This is a genomic window from Candidatus Palauibacter sp. (assembly GCF_965216145.1).
GTDB lineage: Bacteria > Gemmatimonadota > Gemmatimonadetes > Palauibacterales > Palauibacteraceae > Palauibacter.
On the sequence record NZ_OZ244149.1, the window covers coordinates 1,718,206 to 1,734,013 of the forward strand.

The following is a 15,808-nucleotide window of genomic DNA, read 5'->3' on the forward strand; positions in this document are numbered from 1 at the left end:
CAGGTGCGAGACATGAGATCCTTCAAGAGTTCTCGGCTTCCGGTGTGCCAGGCCGTCGGCGGCATTGCCTTCAGCCTTGCCGCGACCGCAGTTCCGGCGATCGGACAGGAGGCGATCCGGCGTGGCGAAATCGACCTCGCCATCGGCGTCATGGACGGCGCACAGGAGTATCTGTTCGAGAACGTCAGAGCCCTGACGCGGGACGCCGCCGGCCGGATCTACGTGGGTGACGGCGGCGCGCGGGACGTTCGGGTGTACGGGCCGGAGGGTCGATATCTGTTCCACGTGACGGGACCGGGCGAAGGGCCGGGCGAACTTCGCTGGGATGTCTGCGGGCTGACATTCGAAGGGGAGGGTCTCCTCTGGGTCGACGCCTGGAACTCTTATGAGGTGTTCGGCGTCACGGGCGACGACGCGGAACACGTTCGGCAGGTGCTTCCGCCGCACCTCGTCCAGCGTGTGGGTGAAGTGACCGTCAACCGAGCTACGCTGTGCGAGAAGCCGATGTTCACGGGACCCACGGGCCTGACGTTCGCGACGGACTACTTCTATCTCGACGATGAAGGGGAGATTGACGCCGAGAGACTGCTTGTATCGGTGGCATCGGATGGAGAGATACGGAATCGCGTGACGATTCCGGAACGGGATCTCGGCGACACGAGCTGGCCGGTGGCGGTGTGGCGCCACCCCAACCGTGGGCGAGAAGAGATGCCGGTCGCTCCTCCCTTCTACAACCGTAACATCCTGGTGCACGCGCCCGACGCCCGATCCGCTCACCTCTACACCCGGGAGTACCTGGTCCAGTTGTTCGATGCGAACGGTGAAGTGCGTCGCGAAATCCGCCGGGACATCGCGGGGCCATTGGTAACTGAAGCGGAGGCCCGTCGGGAGCGCGAGCGGTTGGACGCGAGGCGGGGGAGCTTCGGGGACATGCTCATTGAGTTCCCGTCGATCGAGATGCCGGAGCGGAAGCCGCCGGTTGGGGACATGTGGTATGACGAGGATGGCCGCCTCTGGGTACGGCTCGCCTGGGCCGAGGCGGATGAGGTCCTGCGGGCGCACGTCTACGATCCGGAGGGAGAGATCCTCTTCACGGCCGAGTGGCCGCGCGGGATCGATCTGACGCTGGGCGGCGTGAGCGGCGACGTGGCGCTCGGCGTCCAGCGGATGGAGTTCGACGTACAGCGGGTAGTGCGGCTCCGCTTCTCTCCGCGGTAGGTGCGCGGCAGGCACAGAGCGTCCGCTCGTACGCCGAAGGCTCTTCCCCGGGGCGTCGCCAGGGCCCGTGTACCGGCGCGGTGTCAGCCGTTACGATCCCTCCGGTGATCGACCCGAATCGGGAGGTTCTCATGCAGGGCATGATTCGCGCACACCGTGGTGCGCTGTGGGCCGGACTCTTTGCGGTGTCAGCGACGGTCGCGCTTCCGGGCGTCGTGGCCGGGCAGTACCTGCCGGCGCGCGGGGAGGCGTGGGAGACGCGCACTCCGGAGCAGGTCGGGATGAACGCCGAGGGCATCCAGGCGGCCATCGAATACGCCCTCGAGCATGAGACGACCCAGGCCCGAGACCGGGAGTTCCAGCACAGCCGGAGCTTCGGGCGCGAACCGCTCGGGGAGGGGATTGGCCCCTTCAGCGTGCGGGGCGGGCCGGCCGGGATGATCGTGCGAAATGGCTACATCGTCGCGGAGTGGGGGGACACGAAGCGGGTCGACATGACGTACAGCGTGACCAAGTCCTTCCTCTCGACGTCGGTGGGACTCGCGTGGGACGAGGGGCTCATCGGCTCGCTCGATGACACCGTGCGCGAATACATGGCCCCGATCGACGTGCCCGCGAGCGACGGGGAGCCCGGCGTGGACCGCATCGGGTTCGGGAAGCCCGACCCGACGACGCTGTTCGAGTCCGAGCACAACCGCACGATCACGTGGGACGACCTCCTGCGGCAGACGTCCGACTGGGAGGGCACGCTGTGGGGCAAGCCGGACTGGGCAGACCGTCCCAGCGGTGACCCGTCGACCTGGCTGACGCGCGATCGCCACCCCTCGGGCACCGTCTACGAGTACAACGACACGCGGGTAAACCTCCTCGCGCTCGCCGCGGCGAACGTCCTGCGGCGCGCGCTGCCGGAGGTCCTGCACGAGCGCGTGATGGGACCGATCGGCGCCTCCCCGACGTGGCGCTGGAACGGCTACGAGAACTCGTGGATCACGATCGATGGCCGTCGCGTTCAGTCGGTGAGCGGCGGTGGCCACTGGGGCGGCGGTATGTTCATCAATGCCCGCGACCAGGCGCGCTTCGGCCTCTTCACGCTGCGGCGCGGGAAGTGGGGGGACCGGCAGCTCCTGTCAGAGGAGTGGTTCGACTTCGCGACGACGCCCGGCCCGGCGAACGGCTCCTACGGCTTCATGAACTTCATGCTCAACGTCCCGAACGAGGAGGGGAACAAGCGCTATCCGAGCGCCCCCGAGGACGCGTGGGCCCACCTCGGCAACGGCACGAACATGATCTACTGCGACCCGGTGAACGATCTCGTCGTGGTGGCCCGCTGGATCCCCGGCGGCGCGATCGACGGACTGCTGGAACTCGTCATCGACTCGATCGACGACTCGGCCGCGGCCTCGTCGAGCCGCTGACCCGGGTTCCGTTTCTGCGGGGTCCCGCTCACACGACTTCGAGCCGAAAAACCACTTCGATGACCCTCGACGGATAGGCGTCCTCACTGATTCCGCGGATGGTGACGGTGGCCGTACCCCGCTCATGGAATATCACGGGTACTACACGCGTCCAGTACGTCAGAACATCCGCGCAGTTCCAGTTGACCGTCGGTGAACGGGGACCAAGAGAAAACCGATCCCATGGGACGATTACGGCCTCCCGCCCCTTCACGTTCACGACCGTCCTCCCGCCACGTTGCGGGTCGCGAATGAGGCAGCCTCCCCCGTAGGTCCTGATCTTGATGTGTGCCGCGCGACCGACCGCCACGGTGTCGGGCAGGGTCACCTGGACCCCCGCCTCGAACCCGAGCGTCCCATCGGAACCGACCTCGATGACCGCCATCTGATCCCGATATCGCCTGCCACTGTCGCAGCCGGCAAACGTCAAGGCGAGCAGCGGGATCGCAAGCCAGGTTCGACCCTTGTTCATCGTCCCTTCCTTGAGACACCAGACATCGTTCCGTACTTGAATAACGTGCGCCAGCGAGCTCTTGAGACGCGTCTGGTGTGCCGTCTCCGGCTATCTTGCTGCGACGATTTGGCGTAGCTACACTGGGGCTACGACGAGGAGGAGGTCCCACATGAGCACCGATACCGTTGTACGCGCCCGGATCGACAGCGACACAAAAGCACGCGCCACCGAGGCCCTCCAAGCCATGGGTCTGACCGTGTCCGACGCGATCCGGCTGCTGCTGCTGCGCGTGGCGGACGAAAAGCGACTGCCCTTTGCCGTCCAGGTGCCGAATCCCTCCACCCTCGAGGCCATGAAGGAATTGGACGAGGGCAAGGGCCAGCGTTTCGCCAGTGCCGAGGAGCTGTTCCGCGACCTCGACGAAAGCCGACCCAGCTCTGGAACGGAGACGATCCGGCGCCAACCTGGGCCGGATGGCGGGCGATGACGCTGGCTGCGATCCGGTTCTGGCCGAGGATTTCGCGGCTTCCACTTCTCACCCGGTCCGTCCCTCCCGGATCCGTCTCATCGGAGTGATCTAGTCACATGGCCCTTAGGAAATCGCACCTCTACTCCTCGCTTTGGCAGAGCTGCGACCAGTTGCGCGGCGGCTTGGACGCGTCCCAGTACAAGGACTACGTCCTCACGCTGCTCTTCATGAAGTACGTGTCGGACAAGTACGCGGGGCACGCCGACCCCTACGCCGACACCGAGGTGCCTGAGGGAGGAAACTTCGCGGATATGGTCGCGCTCAAGGGGACCAAGGAGATCGTAGAGGAGCCCAGCCAGTGACCCCGGTCCGCATCTTCATCAGCAGCGTGCAAGGCGAATTCACAGGGGAGAGGGAACGCGTCCGCGACTACCTGCGCGGTGACCCGCTCATGCGGCGTTTCTTCGAGGTTTTTCTGTTCGAGGAAGTACCGGCTTCCGATCAGCGCCCAGATCGGGTCTATCTGGAGGAGGTTGAGCGGTGCGACATCTACGTGGGCTTGTTCGGACAGGACTACGGAAGCGAGAACGCCGAGGGAGTCTCCCCGACCGAGCGCGAGTTCGACTGCGCCACCGAACTGGAGAAGCACCGGTTGATCTTCGTGAAGGGAGCGCAAGAAGACGGTCGACATCCGAAGATGCGTTCGCTTATCGCCAGGGCTCAGGCCGGCTTGGTCAGGAGGCGGTTCGCCACGCCGGCCGAGTTGGTAGCCGGACTCTACCCCGCGCTCGTGCAGTATCTCGAAGCGAAGGAGATGTTGCGGTTCGGACCGTTCGACGCGGCACAGTGCTCGGGAGCCACGCTGGACGATCTGGACGTCGAGGGCATGTACCGGTTCATCCGCACCGCACGCCGGGCGCGGCAGTTCTCGTTGCCGGAAGAGACGCGGCCGCCGGACCTGCTCAGGCATTTGAACCTGTTGAACAGAGGGCGGCTGACCAACGCCGCAGTGCTGCTCTTCGGGAGAGCCCCGCAACGCTTTCTGCTCTCCTCGGAGATCAAGTGCGCGCACTTCCACGGAACGGAGGTCGCCAAGCCGATTCCCTCTTACCAAGTCTATAAGGGAACCGTATTCGCGCTGGTGGATCAGGCCGTGGACTTCGTCCTGGGCAAAATCGCGCTGTCGGTCGGCACGCGAGCGGAGAGCGTGCAGGTCCCCGTCGCGTACGAGATACCGCAGGAAGTGGTGACCGAGGCGGTCGTGAACGCGGTGGCCCATCGGGACTACACGGACAACAGTAGCGTTCAGGTGATGCTGTTCGCCGACCGGCTGGAAGTCATGAATTCGGGTCGGTTGCCGCCACCGTTGACCGTGGAGAAGCTACGCCTGCCACACCAGTCGTTGCCCGGCAATCCGCTGCTCGCGGAGGCGATGTACCTGCTGCAGTACATCGAGAGGATGGGAACCGGGACGGTGGACATGATTCGGCGTTGCGCCGAGGCGGGCCTACCGGAGCCCGAGTTCGATGTCGGCGCGGGCTTCGTTACGAGGATTTGGCGGGCAGGGAAGACTACGCAATCAACAACCAGAAGATCAAGATCTGCCAGAAAACAACCAGCAAACAACCAGCAAACAACCAGAAAACAACCAGAAAAAGACGATTCCAACCAGAAACTCGCTGACCGCGTCCTCGCGCTTCTCCGCCGGAACCCGTCGGCCAGCCGCCGCGAAATCGCTGCCACGCTCGGTATCACAGAATCCACCGTTCGGTACCGGCTGGACAAGTTGCGCAAGGCAGGGAAGATCGAGCGGGTCGGCCCCGACAAGGGCGGCCATTGGAAGGTGCTTGGCGACTCCGCCTCCGATCCCGCCCCCGAACCCAACCTCGAAAGCCCCCAGTGACCGCTGCCGGCGATCTCGAGATCCGCACGCAACGCCGCGTCATCGGCCACTTCCGGCGTCGGCTGGGCTACCGGTACCTGTGTAACTGGCGCGAATGTCCGGAACAAAAAAAGCGGCATATCGAGGCTGACTTTCTTAAGCGGTTCCTCGAGCGAGGCGTGGGAGAGCAGCGCTCGATACACCTTGTGGACGCCGGGTCCCCACCCCATTAGATTGAGTCCACGGCGCGTCGCCTTCTGGCGACGCGTTTCGTGTCTGCGCCCGTAGCTCAGCCTGGATAGAGCGCTTGCCTCCGGAGCAAGAGGTCACAGGTTCAAATCCTGTCGGGCGCACTCGTCCCGACGGAGCTTGGCAGCACCGGTCCGTGGGGGAACTCCCGGACCCGCGGGTTCAGGGGCGCAGGCTCGGGTGGCGGAATTGGCAGACGCGCAGGATTCAGGATCCTGTGGGATTTAACTCCCGTGGGGGTTCGACTCCCCCCCCGAGCATCACCAGCCCAGGTGGCGGAACTGGCAGACGCGCTAGCTTGAGGGGCTAGTGTCCTATACGGACGTGGAGGTTCGAATCCTCTCCTGGGCATGCAGCATCGCGGGGCTTTCGGCCTCGCGCGCACGACATCGCCGGTCGCGGTCGACCGGTCCCAGCGCCCGTAGCTCAACTGGATAGAGCACCTGACTACGGATCAGGAGGTTGGGGATTCGAATTCTCCCGGGCGCATGTTTCCTTCCTTCGGAAGTCAACTCGCGCCCGGCAGAATTCTCGGTGCGCTCGGTGGGCTTCGCCCTCCTTCGCTGACCAAATTCTCCCGGGCGCATGTCCCTCGGAAGTCAAATTGCGCCCGGCAGAATTCTCGGTGCGCTCGGTGGGCTTCGCCCTCCTTCGCTGACCAAATTCTCCCGGGCGCATGTCCCTCGGAAGCCAGAAGGCGCCCGGCAGAATTCTCGGTGCGCTGCGGGGGAGGGCTTCGTCCCTCCCCCTTGCTGGCCGAATTCTCCCGGGCACGTCCTTTGTTAGGCACGGGTGCCGGGCGGCATTTCGCCGCTCGCGAGGCTTCGCCTCCCTTCGCTGGCCGAATGCTTCGGGCGATGGCTCGGGAGTATCTCGGCTACCTCAAGGATCCTTGGACGACGGTTCCGCTAATGCACGTCAGGCTGGCTGAACGCGGAGATGTGGATCGTTTGCTCGAGCTCATGCGGGGGCTCGCACGGTTTGAGGAGTATATCGACCGCTTCGCGGTGACGCGGGAGAGTGTTCTCGAGCATGGGTTCGGCGATGCGCGCCTGTTCACCGCGTTTGTTGCCGAGCAGGACGATGATCTCGTCGGGATGGCTGTCGTCTACACGATTCCCTGGACCTATACGCTTCGACCCAAGGTCGTGCTCAAGGAGCTGTTTGTTGAAGAGGCGGCACGAAACATGGGGGCGGGGAGGGCTCTGATGGCGGCCGTGATTTCGCATGCCGAGTCCATCGGCGCGGCCGAACTGAATTGGACCGTCATGACCGGGAACAGCGCCGCCGAGCGCTTCTACCGATCGCTGGGCGCTTCTCCCGATCGCAAGTGGAACAACTGGGCCTTGAGCCTCGACGATTAGGCCAGGAAGGAAGACACGCTGCCCACCCCATGAGATCAAGCCTCGAGGCTTCTCAGACGATCGGCGAGGTCCGGCTGCGGGTAGAAGTAGAACGTCCGGCCCACCTTCCGTCTGGTCAGGAGCCCGCGAGCGGCAAGATCCAGCAGGTCGGTGCGAGCGGTCTGGTAGACTACGTTGTGGCTGCTCCGATGAGACCGGATCGAGTAGCGGCTGTTGGGGTGCTTCAGAGAGTGGCTGAGGAGCGCGAGCTGTCGATGGTTGAGAACCACCGCCTGCCGCAGGAGGGCCTCGACACGTCGGATCTCTTCCATCTTCCTGTCGAGGTGGACGTGCACTTCCTCAATCGCCCGCCGGATTATGCCTAGCTGGTAGAGCACGAAATAGGTCAGGTCGTTCTGGTCCGTCTCGGTATACAGGTAGGCGCGAGCGTACTTGGCCGGTTGCGAGCGAAGAAGCGTGGAAATCGAGATGTACTCGCAAAGCCAGTAGCCCTGCGACAGCATGGACCAGTAGAAGAGCGCCCTGGCCGTTCGACCGTTGCCATCGACGAACGGGTGGTCGTACCCGACCCAGAAATGAAGGATGATGGCGCGGATGACCGGGTGTACGAAGGCGTCTCCATCCTCCCCATTGGCGAACGCGCACATCCGGTCCAGGCGTGCCTCAAGTTCGTTGGCGTCCGGTGGGCGGTGGAGGATTTTGCCATCGAAGTCGCTCACGACGACGTCGTCCTCCCGCCGCCGCAACCGGCCGGCGGCGTCGGGGTCATCAAGCGTACCGGCGGTGACGACTCTCTGGAGCTCGAGAATCCGCTCAGGCGTCAGGCGGTCACGCGCGAACTGCCGCACCCCGCGCATGGCCCTGTAGTTGTTGAGGATCATCTGCTCACTCTGATCGGTCGGCTTTCGGCCGGTCCTGATCATGTCCTTGGCTCTCTCGATCGTTGTGACCGCGCCCTCGAGCTGACTGGAAGTGATGGCCTCCTGTATCAGAGAGTTGATGATGTACCGGTCTCGCGTTTCCGGACTCGTGACCTGCTCGCTGATCTCTATCTTCCCGCTCGCGTCCCGGTCGATCTTGTGGATGGCCTGGAGCACGGTATCCGTCATCGAGAACGTGAACGGTGTGCCGGTCTTGTCCAGGAGGGTGATCGGCTTGGCGAGTTGCGCTCGGGCGAACTTGAGCGCAAGCCACCACTCGCGGGTGGTGAGACCGGCGGGTGGATCGAGGTGCCGAAGCTTGTCCCAGTGGTAGTAGCGGCCCTTCACCTCGGGCCCGGTCCCGGCCGTGAGGGTGCGTGCGATCCCGGACATGAGATCCTGGTCGCTCAGAAGCTCGCGAAGGGTCGGCCCGGACGTGGGAATCTTCACCGAAGCATGCTCCAAGTACTAACGATGTACTAATTCGTGTCAGATTAGTATTTGGGCGGTGTCGCGCCACCCCGCAGCGCGCAACCTACTAACGATGTACTAATTCAACAAGATTTAGTATTTCAATGCGTCGTGGGGCGGGGACGTCAGGAGGAGCCTGAACTGCGCGCCCTGGGGCGGTACTGCGGCCACGCCGGGACGTCCGGTATCGCGCGCAGACCCCGCAGCATCCGTACCGGCCTCGGCCTCCTCCAGAATCAACAGGTAACTTCCGCCCCCTCCACTTACTTCCAGGTAATACGTCCCGGCATCCAGCACCCGGGTGACGTGGAAGTTCGAGTCCTCGCCGGACGAATAGTCATGCGCGATCCAGGAGCCGCTCCGGTCGTACAGTACCCCGTCGGTGTCCGTATCACCCTGCGTGAACGCGCCGAGACGGAAGCCGTCCGTCGGGACCGAGAACTCGAAGAAATCACGGTCCCGGGCCGCCAGAATGCCCGGAACCGTATCACCGATGGACACGGACGTCGCCGTAGCGATCGTGTTCCCGTGATCGTCGGGCTCGGCCTCTCTCAGGATCAGCGAGTAATATCCCGCTTCGCGGTGGTAGCTCCCGAAGACGCGCAGGTAGTACCGTCCGGCATCGAGGGTCCAGATGATGTGGAAGTTGTCCCCCACGCCGGAGTCTTCGTCGTCCGCCAGGCGGGAGCCGTTCCCGTCGTAGAGTGTTCCGACCGCGTCGGTCGTCCCCCGCGTGAACACGCCCAGGCGCGAGCCGTCGGTCGAGACCGAGAACTCGAAATAATCCTCGTCCCCCGGTGACAGAACGCCCGGCACCGTATCGCCGATGGACACGGGCGTGGCGGTAGCGAACGAGTCGCCGTGATCGTCGGCCCCGGCCTCCTCCACGATCAGCGAGTAGCTGCCCGTGTCCCACCCGCTAACGCTCAGGTAATGCGTTCCCGCAGCCAGGTCCCGGACGATGTGGAAGTTCAAGCCCCCGCCGGCCGAGTTGTCCGACGCGAGGCGGATGCCGTTCCCGTCGTACAGTTCTCCATTGGTGTCCGTATCGCCCTGCGCGAACGTGCGCACGGTGAAGCCGTCCGGGACCGAGAACTCGAAGTAATCCTGGTCCCCCGGCGTCAGGACGGCCCGTACCGTATCACCGATGGACACGGACGTGGCTGTAGCAAACGAGTCGCCGTGATCGTCGGCCTCGGCCTCCTCCAGAATCAACGAATAACTCCCGGCCCCGCGGCTTACGCTCACGTAGTACGTTCCGGCATTCAGTTCCCGGATGATGTAGAAGTTCAATCCCTCGCCGGTGTCATGATCACGTGCGATACGGGTGCCGTTCGCGTCGTACAATGCCCCCACGGGTGCCGTATCGCCTTGGGTGAACGCGCGCAGCCGGAAGGCGTCGGTCGGGACGGAGACCTCGAAATAATCCTCATCCCCTCGCCCCAGAACCCCCTGTATCGTATCGCCGACGGATGCGGCCGCAGCCAGCTCGATCGAGCCGCCGAAGTCGGTGAACACGGCAAAATCGGCGACGGCGGACCGGCCTCGCGGAGCAGTGGCCCACACGGTCACGTCGGTTGAACCTTCGCCCCCGACGGATTCCAGCGTCAGCACACCATCGTCGATAGCGACCGTCACGAGACTTGGGTCCGATGTCTCCGCGTGGAAGCGGAGCGTGACGCTGTCCAGGCTGCTGAAGATGGTAACGAGATCCAATTCGATGGTTCTTCCAACCGCGACGTATTGGTCGTACACCCACTCTTCAGGAGGCAGAGCCTTGGGCACGGCCAGCGGACCGTCGCCTCCGCACGCGGCAAGAAGGCCCACGCCCGCAAGCTGATACAGGCGTCGGGAACGGCGTGCCGCGATTCGATGTCGCATACTCATCACCAGGGATGTCAGGTCACCGAAGAGGTGTGACCATTCCCCCTAGGAACGTTGCGGTCGCGGAGATTCTTACGAGATCTCCCTTAGCGGTTGCTTTCGCCGGAACTCCGCGCCGGGGGTCGGCACTCCGGCCATGCCGCGCCGGGCGGCATCGCGCGCTGGTCGCGGGGCATCCGATCCGGGTCCTCGGAGGCCAGGTAGGCGAGCAGCGCGGTCATCAGCGCGTCGTCACGCAGGTCCTCGAAGATGATCTTGTCGAAGGAGTCGCGGTTGGTGTGCCAGGTGTAGGTGCTCGTGTCCCAGCGGTTGTCGGCAATCGACATGTCGCTGCGGCCGGCGCCCACGTGGAAGCTGAAGGCCGGGACTCCCGCGCACAGGAAGGACGCGTGGTCCGTCCCGCCGGATTCGGGCATCCCCGGGATCTCGAGGGTGACGAGGTCTGCGAGTTCGCTCGGGACCTTCCCGAGCCAGTCGCCGAAACGCCCGCCGGCCGCGGCGAAGCCCTGCATGGGGATGAAGGTGACCGGCCCGTTCCCGTCATCGATGTTGAACACGGTGTGGGTGCGCTCGAGGATCTCGGGGTGGTCCTCGACGAAGGCGCGTGAGCCGTTCAAGCCCTGTTCCTCGCCGTTCCAGAGGGCGCCGATGATGGTGCGACGGGGGTTCGGGACGGCGCGCTTCAGGATGCGCATCGCTTCCATGATCGCGACCGCGCCGGTGCCGTTGTCGAGCGCGCCGTCGGAGCCGTCCCAGGAGTCGTAGTGGCCTCCGAGGATCACGTACTCCTCGGGTTCGGCCGTGCCGGGGATCACGGCGAGGGCGTTGAAGACCGGCACCTCGCCGAGGAAGCGGGCCTGGGCGTCAACGCGCAGCACCGGCCCTTGACCGTTCTCGGCCAGCCGGTACACGAGCCCGTATGCCTCGCAGCTCAGGTCGAGCAGCGGGGCCCGCTCGTTCCCGGCGCCGAAGATCTTGTTCACGCCCCACCCCTCGGACCACTGCGAGCGGATGACCCCGGCGGCCCCGGCGGCATCCAGCGCTTCGGGCAGGGCGCGCCACTCGATTCCCGTTTTCTCCTCGCGTGCGCGCCACTCTGCGGCCGCGCGCTCACGCTCCTCGGTCATGCGGGCCAGCGTCTCGGGTCGGGAGAATTGCTCCAGGTTCTCCCGCGGACGGCAACTCGGCTCCGGCCGCGAGATGAGGACGAACTTGCCCCGTACCTCCGGCAGCCACGCCTCGAACGCTTCGGGGCTTCCCGCGTCCGCCAGAATCACGACGTCCGCCTCGACGGGCCCATCCGTGGCCGGACTCCACGCGGCCGCCGTGCCCTCGAGCGATCGCACGCGCGGTGAGACGAGATCGATGTGGGTGATCCCGCGCTCCCACCCGCGCCATGTGCCGTACTGCTCCTTGTACGCCTCAATGCCCCACTCCGCGTACTTCGCCAGCGCCCAGTCGTTGGCGCCGGCCATGGCGGGCGAGCCGGTGAGGCGCGGCCCGATCGAGTCCATCATCACCTGGCCGAGTTCGTAGACCTGTGAGCGCTCGACCCCCTCCTCCCAGATCGCCCGGATGACCGGATCGTCGGAGGGGAAGGACTGGGCGGCCACGCTCCGGGTCGCGCCAGGCACCAGCAGGACCATCAAGGTGAAGAGGCGCGCCAACCAGCACGCGAGTTCGATTCGAGCCGAGGGCCTCATGGGTCGCTCCGCGAGAGGGAACCTGTCACACCGGATTACCACACGACCGCCACCGCACCGCTCTGAACGTAGAGGTGGCCAGCAGGCTACGGAATGAAGTTGGGCTCGAAGGCCGTCAAGGAAAGCCAAGCCGTAGGATGAGATTTGACCTCCGATTCGGCCCACGGGATATTCCAGAGCATGAACCTCTTGGATCGCATCACGCTGGAGCCGGACAAGAGAGGCGGTAAACCGTGCATCCGCGGGGTATCTGGCCTCCGGGATGACGGAAGCCGAAATACTGACGGATTTTCCGGACCTGGAGCGCGACGACATCCGGGCAGCGCTGACTTTTGCGGCGGAGCGTGAGCGCAGACTCGTTTCGATCCCGCCCGGGTGAAGCTCCTCTTCGACGAGAACTTGTCCCCGCGTCTCGTCGCTGGCCTAGAATCGGCGTCGCCTCGATGCCTCCCCGATACAGGAGGAACGGACGATGAGCATCCAGCTGATCAGCACCGAGACCGACTACGACGCGGCGCTTGCCGAGATTGACAGCCTAATGGGCGCGGCGTGGGGGACGCCTGAGTCCGATCGGTTGGAGGTCTTGGTGACCTTGGTCGAGAGATACGAAGCGGAGCACTGGAACATCGACGCTCCAGACCGCTGCCAGGCCCCAAATGCGTCTTGAAGGCAAGCGTGCTCTCGTCACCGGCGGCTCGCGGAGCATCGGGCGGGGCATCGCCCTGGGCCTGGCCCGTGAGGGCGCGGACGTGGCGGTCAACTACCGGCGGAGCCGTGAGGATGCCGAGAGCGTCGTCCGTGAGATCGAGGAGATGGGGCGCCGCGCGGTCGCCGTGCAGGGCTCCACGGACTCCCGATCGGATGTCGAACGCTTCGTCGCCGAGGCGCACGACTTCCTGGGCGGCCTCGACATCCTGGTAAACAACGCCGGGATCCTGAAGCGCACGCCCCTCCTCGAGATCAGCGAGGAGGAGTGGGACGACATTCTGAACGTCAACCTGAAGGGGTACTTCCTGGTCGGCCAAGCCGTAGGACGCCGCATGGTCGAGGCCGGGACGCCGGGTGCGATCGTCAACGTGTCGTCCGCCGGGCAGGCGGTGGCCGCCCCGAACCTCGCCCACTACTGCGTGTCGAAGGCAGGGGTCGAGATGCTCACGAAGCAGATGGCGCTCGAGCTCGCGCCCCACAAGATTCGGGTGAATGCCATCGCACCGGGCCTCATCGAGACCGACATGAACCGGGCCGACATTGCTCAGGACGACTTCCGCGAGCGCCGTCTCGCCCGCATCCCGCTCGGGGAGATCGGCGCCCCCGACGACGTGGCGGGAGCCGTCGTGTTCCTCGCGTCGAATGAGGAGGCGCGCCTCGTGACCGGCGCCACCCTGTTCATCGACGCCGGCCAGACGATCTGGGGTGCGTAGAAGCCTGGCGGTGGTGGCGACGCTCCTGCTGGTGGCGTGCCGTGGCCCCGGCCCCGGCGATTCCGACCCGCCCACCAACCTGCCCACCTGGGAGGTTCGTTTCTCCCATGTGCTCTCGACCAACTCGGAGTTCCACCTCATGGCGGAGCGCTTCCGGGACCTCATGCTCGAGCGTACCGACGGGCGGTTCCGGGTCGTCATCTATCCATCGGGACAACTCGGGGGCGAGCGCGTCGCCTTCGAGCAGATCCAGGTCGGCGCGGTGCATATGGCCATCACGGGCACCCCCGTGCTCTCGGGCTGGGTGCCGGAAGGGCAGATGTTCGATCTCCCGTTCCTGTTCGAGACCCGCGACCATGGGCTCTCGGTGATGAACGGCCCCATCGGAGACTGGTGGCGCGATCTCCTCCTCGCGCGCACGGGCGTCCGCTCGCTGGGGTTCCTCGACTACGGGTTCCGCCACGTCTACAACAAGCGTCGACCCGTCGAGGCGCCCGAGGATCTCGCCGGCCTCAAGCTCCGGGTCCTCCAGAACGCGACGTATCTGGCGGCCTATTCCGCGCTGGGCGTCCAGGCGACGCCGATGAACTACGGCGAGGTCTACTCCGCGCTCCAGCAGGGCGTGATCGACGGCGGGGAGGCGAACGCGATCGGGTTCGTGAGCAGCCGGCTCCACGAGGTGGCGAAGTTCTACAGCTTCACGTCCATCACCTACAACCCGATCACGCTCCTGGTGCACGAGCCGTTCTATCGGGCGCTTCCCCGCGACATAAGGGAGACGGTCGACCGCTCCGCGGCGGACGCGCTCGCCTACCAGAGCGAACTCGCGCGCCGGATGGAGGCGGACGCCCTGCAGGAGATGCGCGCCAGCGGGGTGGAGATCTCGCGCCCCAACCTGGCGCCGTTCGCCCCGGCCGTCAGATCGCGAATCTGGGACGAACTGGCCGATCGGCTGCCGGACGGCGAGGCGCTGATCGCAAGGTTGGTGGCAGAAGCGGAGCGCACGGCTTCCGGCAGCCGGTAGAAGTCCGGGGTACGGTCCGCCCCAGGGTCACACCAGGCGATCGTGCCGGAGTTGTCGGGCGAACGCTTCGGCGGGCAGGATGTCGATGCCATCGGACGTCCGTCGCGCGCGAGGTTCCAGGCAAACGATGACTCGGCGCGCGATCGAAGGGTGATCGCGAATGACGCTGCGGAGACCCCGGAGATGGCGTGAGCCGATCTTCGCGCTCGCCTTGGCCTCGACCGCGAGCTGCATGTCGCCAACCACGAAATCCACTTCGGTCCCGCCCGCCAGCCGCCAGTACGAGAGCTCGCCATCCAATTCCCGGTAGCTGAGCCACGCGGACAGCTCGTGGCACACCCAGTTCTCGAAGGCCTTCCCGTACAATTCCGAGCCGGGAGCCAGGGGACCACGCCGCGCGAGCCGGTTCACGATCCCCACATCCGCGAAATAGAACTTCGGCGCCTGAATGACCCGCCGTTTCGGGCGCGCGCGATAGGACGGGACCCAGCGAGCCAGAAGCATGTCCACCAGAACCTGGAAGTAGTTCTTTACCGTGTGGAGCGCGACGCCGCATTCCGCGGCGACGTTCGAAAGGTTGACGATCTCTCCGTCACTCAACGAAGCCGCGTCGAGAAAGCGTGAGAAGGCAGGGAGTTGCCGGACCACTCCCTCCGTGGCGACCTCCTGGACGAGATAGTCGTTGATGTAGGCGTCCAGGAGACGGACGGGGCGAGGGGCCTGGTAGATGCGAGGGAGATAGCCTGTGTTGAGCAGGCGGGTCAGGTCGAAGTCCTCCCCGAGTTCGGCCGCGGTGATCCCCAGCAGTTCGTAGCGGACGGCCCGTCCCCCCAGGAGATTGGCGGCGCCCCGCCTGACCCTGGTTGCGCTCGATCCGCACAGCGCGAAGCTGATGCCCCGGTTCTCCATGAGCCAGTGAACCTCGTCCAGGAGGGCGGGAACCTTCTGGACTTCATCGATGACGATCTGTCGGTTCCGGTGGTCCCCTTCCGCTTCGATCTCCTGGCGCAGGAATTCCGGGTTCGTCAGGTAACGTCGGAACTCGTCGCTCTTCAGCAGGTCGACCCAGCGGCCGTCCGGATAGCGCTGGCGCAACAGGGTGCTCTTGCCGGCCTGGCGTGGCCCCCAGAGGAAGAACGTCTCCGTGCCGGCGTCCGGCAGAATCAGTGATCGTTTGAACATAGGCTGCAATTTATCATGATAACTTGCAGTAGCAATGCGTATCATCAGCAATCAGGTTGACGTGGACACGCGGCAGCATGACACGTTGTATCGCAACAGGGATACAGGAGGCC

At 65.1% G+C, this 15,808-nt stretch carries 13 protein-coding genes, 4 tRNA genes and 2 pseudogenes; 14 read left to right on the forward strand and 5 right to left on the reverse strand.

Annotated features, from left to right (window positions below):
* Positions 1 to 12: 12 nt before the first annotated feature.
* Together ACOOHF_RS07525 and ACOOHF_RS07530 are read left to right on the forward strand one after the other, a co-directional pair.
* Complete coding sequence (locus tag ACOOHF_RS07525; protein WP_420464030.1) at positions 13 to 1,218, forward strand: hypothetical protein; 1,206 nt, start codon at positions 13 to 15, stop codon at positions 1,216 to 1,218.
* Between the two features lie 140 nt (positions 1,219 to 1,358).
* Positions 1,359 to 2,633 carry a serine hydrolase domain-containing protein gene (locus ACOOHF_RS07530; RefSeq protein ID WP_420464031.1) on the forward strand — a complete coding sequence of 425 codons (1,275 nt, stop codon included), beginning with the start codon at positions 1,359 to 1,361 and terminating at the stop codon, positions 2,631 to 2,633.
* Between the two features lie 28 nt (positions 2,634 to 2,661).
* Here the strand turns inward: ACOOHF_RS07530 and ACOOHF_RS07535 are convergent, their stop codons facing one another.
* Positions 2,662 to 3,144 (reverse strand): hypothetical protein, encoded by a 483-nt coding sequence (locus ACOOHF_RS07535; RefSeq protein ID WP_420464032.1) that lies wholly within the window; start codon positions 3,142 to 3,144, stop codon positions 2,662 to 2,664.
* Between the two features lie 151 nt (positions 3,145 to 3,295).
* Here ACOOHF_RS07535 and ACOOHF_RS07540 point away from each other — a divergent pair, with 151 nt between their 5' ends.
* The 8 genes and pseudogenes from ACOOHF_RS07540 to ACOOHF_RS07575 all read left to right on the forward strand — a co-directional run bounded on the left by ACOOHF_RS07540 (position 3,296) and on the right by ACOOHF_RS07575 (position 7,090).
* Positions 3,296 to 3,613 (forward strand): type II toxin-antitoxin system RelB/DinJ family antitoxin, encoded by a 318-nt coding sequence (locus tag ACOOHF_RS07540; RefSeq protein WP_419942978.1) that lies wholly within the window; start codon positions 3,296 to 3,298, stop codon positions 3,611 to 3,613.
* 98 nt (positions 3,614 to 3,711) lie between these two features.
* A pseudogene (locus ACOOHF_RS07545) lies at positions 3,712 to 3,936 on the forward strand (type I restriction-modification system subunit M N-terminal domain-containing protein); the annotation flags it as partial.
* A gap of 17 nt (positions 3,937 to 3,953) precedes the next feature.
* Complete coding sequence (locus ACOOHF_RS07550; RefSeq protein ID WP_420464033.1) at positions 3,954 to 5,498, forward strand: DUF4062 domain-containing protein; 1,545 nt, start codon at positions 3,954 to 3,956, stop codon at positions 5,496 to 5,498.
* Between the two features lie 257 nt (positions 5,499 to 5,755).
* Positions 5,756 to 5,830 (forward strand) — tRNA-Arg (locus tag ACOOHF_RS07555).
* A gap of 70 nt (positions 5,831 to 5,900) precedes the next feature.
* A tRNA-Leu gene (locus tag ACOOHF_RS07560) sits at positions 5,901 to 5,986 on the forward strand.
* 6 nt (positions 5,987 to 5,992) lie between these two features.
* A tRNA-Leu gene (locus tag ACOOHF_RS07565) sits at positions 5,993 to 6,077 on the forward strand.
* Between the two features lie 64 nt (positions 6,078 to 6,141).
* Positions 6,142 to 6,215: transfer RNA gene (locus tag ACOOHF_RS07570), tRNA-Arg, on the forward strand.
* A 368-nt stretch (positions 6,216 to 6,583) separates the two neighbouring features.
* Entirely contained in the window at positions 6,584 to 7,090 is a 507-nt protein-coding gene (locus ACOOHF_RS07575) for an N-acetyltransferase family protein (RefSeq protein WP_419942976.1), read from the forward strand.
* A 35-nt stretch (positions 7,091 to 7,125) separates the two neighbouring features.
* Here ACOOHF_RS07575 and ACOOHF_RS07580 read toward each other — a convergent pair whose 3' ends face one another.
* The 3 genes from ACOOHF_RS07580 to ACOOHF_RS07590 all read right to left on the reverse strand — a co-directional run bounded on the left by ACOOHF_RS07580 (position 7,126) and on the right by ACOOHF_RS07590 (position 12,068).
* Positions 7,126 to 8,460, reverse strand: coding sequence for a Fic family protein (locus tag ACOOHF_RS07580; protein WP_420464034.1), 1,335 nt, complete (start codon positions 8,458 to 8,460; stop codon positions 7,126 to 7,128).
* A 114-nt stretch (positions 8,461 to 8,574) separates the two neighbouring features.
* Positions 8,575 to 10,362 carry a hypothetical protein gene (locus ACOOHF_RS07585; RefSeq protein ID WP_420464035.1) on the reverse strand — a complete coding sequence of 596 codons (1,788 nt, stop codon included), beginning with the start codon at positions 10,360 to 10,362 and terminating at the stop codon, positions 8,575 to 8,577.
* An 89-nt stretch (positions 10,363 to 10,451) separates the two neighbouring features.
* Positions 10,452 to 12,068 (reverse strand): M28 family peptidase, encoded by a 1,617-nt coding sequence (locus ACOOHF_RS07590; protein ID WP_420464036.1) that lies wholly within the window; start codon positions 12,066 to 12,068, stop codon positions 10,452 to 10,454.
* Between the two features lie 180 nt (positions 12,069 to 12,248).
* Here ACOOHF_RS07590 and ACOOHF_RS07595 point away from each other — a divergent pair.
* The 4 genes and pseudogenes from ACOOHF_RS07595 to ACOOHF_RS07610 all read left to right on the forward strand — a co-directional run bounded on the left by ACOOHF_RS07595 (position 12,249) and on the right by ACOOHF_RS07610 (position 14,513).
* Positions 12,249 to 12,447: pseudogene (locus ACOOHF_RS07595) on the forward strand (DUF433 domain-containing protein).
* Between the two features lie 93 nt (positions 12,448 to 12,540).
* The gene (locus tag ACOOHF_RS07600; RefSeq protein ID WP_419934403.1) at positions 12,541 to 12,735 is read left to right on the forward strand and encodes a hypothetical protein; all 195 of its coding nucleotides are present in this window, start codon (positions 12,541 to 12,543) and stop codon (positions 12,733 to 12,735) included.
* Entirely contained in the window at positions 12,725 to 13,489 is a 765-nt protein-coding gene (locus tag ACOOHF_RS07605) for an SDR family NAD(P)-dependent oxidoreductase (protein ID WP_420464037.1), read from the forward strand. Before ACOOHF_RS07600 ends, ACOOHF_RS07605 begins: the two co-directional genes overlap by 11 nt.
* Entirely contained in the window at positions 13,482 to 14,513 is a 1,032-nt protein-coding gene (locus tag ACOOHF_RS07610; protein WP_420464038.1) for a TRAP transporter substrate-binding protein, read from the forward strand. Before ACOOHF_RS07605 ends, ACOOHF_RS07610 begins: the two co-directional genes overlap by 8 nt.
* A 27-nt stretch (positions 14,514 to 14,540) precedes the next feature.
* Here the strand turns inward: ACOOHF_RS07610 and ACOOHF_RS07615 are convergent, their stop codons facing one another.
* A complete protein-coding gene (locus tag ACOOHF_RS07615) occupies positions 14,541 to 15,695 on the reverse strand; it encodes an ATP-binding protein (RefSeq protein WP_420464039.1) in 1,155 nt (384 codons plus the stop codon).
* Positions 15,696 to 15,808 lie beyond the last annotated feature (113 nt).

Coding starts and splice junctions, on each gene's coding strand:
- ACOOHF_RS07525 (WP_420464030.1), top strand. CDS start 13: ATGAGATCCTTCAAGAGTTCTCGGCTTCCGGTGTGCCAGGCCGTCGGC.
- ACOOHF_RS07530 (WP_420464031.1), top strand. CDS start 1,359: ATGATTCGCGCACACCGTGGTGCGCTGTGGGCCGGACTCTTTGCGGTG.
- ACOOHF_RS07535 (WP_420464032.1), bottom strand. CDS start 3,144: ATGAACAAGGGTCGAACCTGGCTTGCGATCCCGCTGCTCGCCTTGACG.
- ACOOHF_RS07540 (WP_419942978.1), top strand. CDS start 3,296: ATGAGCACCGATACCGTTGTACGCGCCCGGATCGACAGCGACACAAAA.
- ACOOHF_RS07575 (WP_419942976.1), top strand. CDS start 6,584: ATGGCTCGGGAGTATCTCGGCTACCTCAAGGATCCTTGGACGACGGTT.
- ACOOHF_RS07585 (WP_420464035.1), bottom strand. CDS start 10,362: ATGCGACATCGAATCGCGGCACGCCGTTCCCGACGCCTGTATCAGCTT.
- ACOOHF_RS07590 (WP_420464036.1), bottom strand. CDS start 12,068: ATGAGGCCCTCGGCTCGAATCGAACTCGCGTGCTGGTTGGCGCGCCTC.
- ACOOHF_RS07600 (WP_419934403.1), top strand. CDS start 12,541: ATGAGCATCCAGCTGATCAGCACCGAGACCGACTACGACGCGGCGCTT.
- ACOOHF_RS07605 (WP_420464037.1), top strand. CDS start 12,725: ATGCGTCTTGAAGGCAAGCGTGCTCTCGTCACCGGCGGCTCGCGGAGC.
- ACOOHF_RS07615 (WP_420464039.1), bottom strand. CDS start 15,695: ATGTTCAAACGATCACTGATTCTGCCGGACGCCGGCACGGAGACGTTC.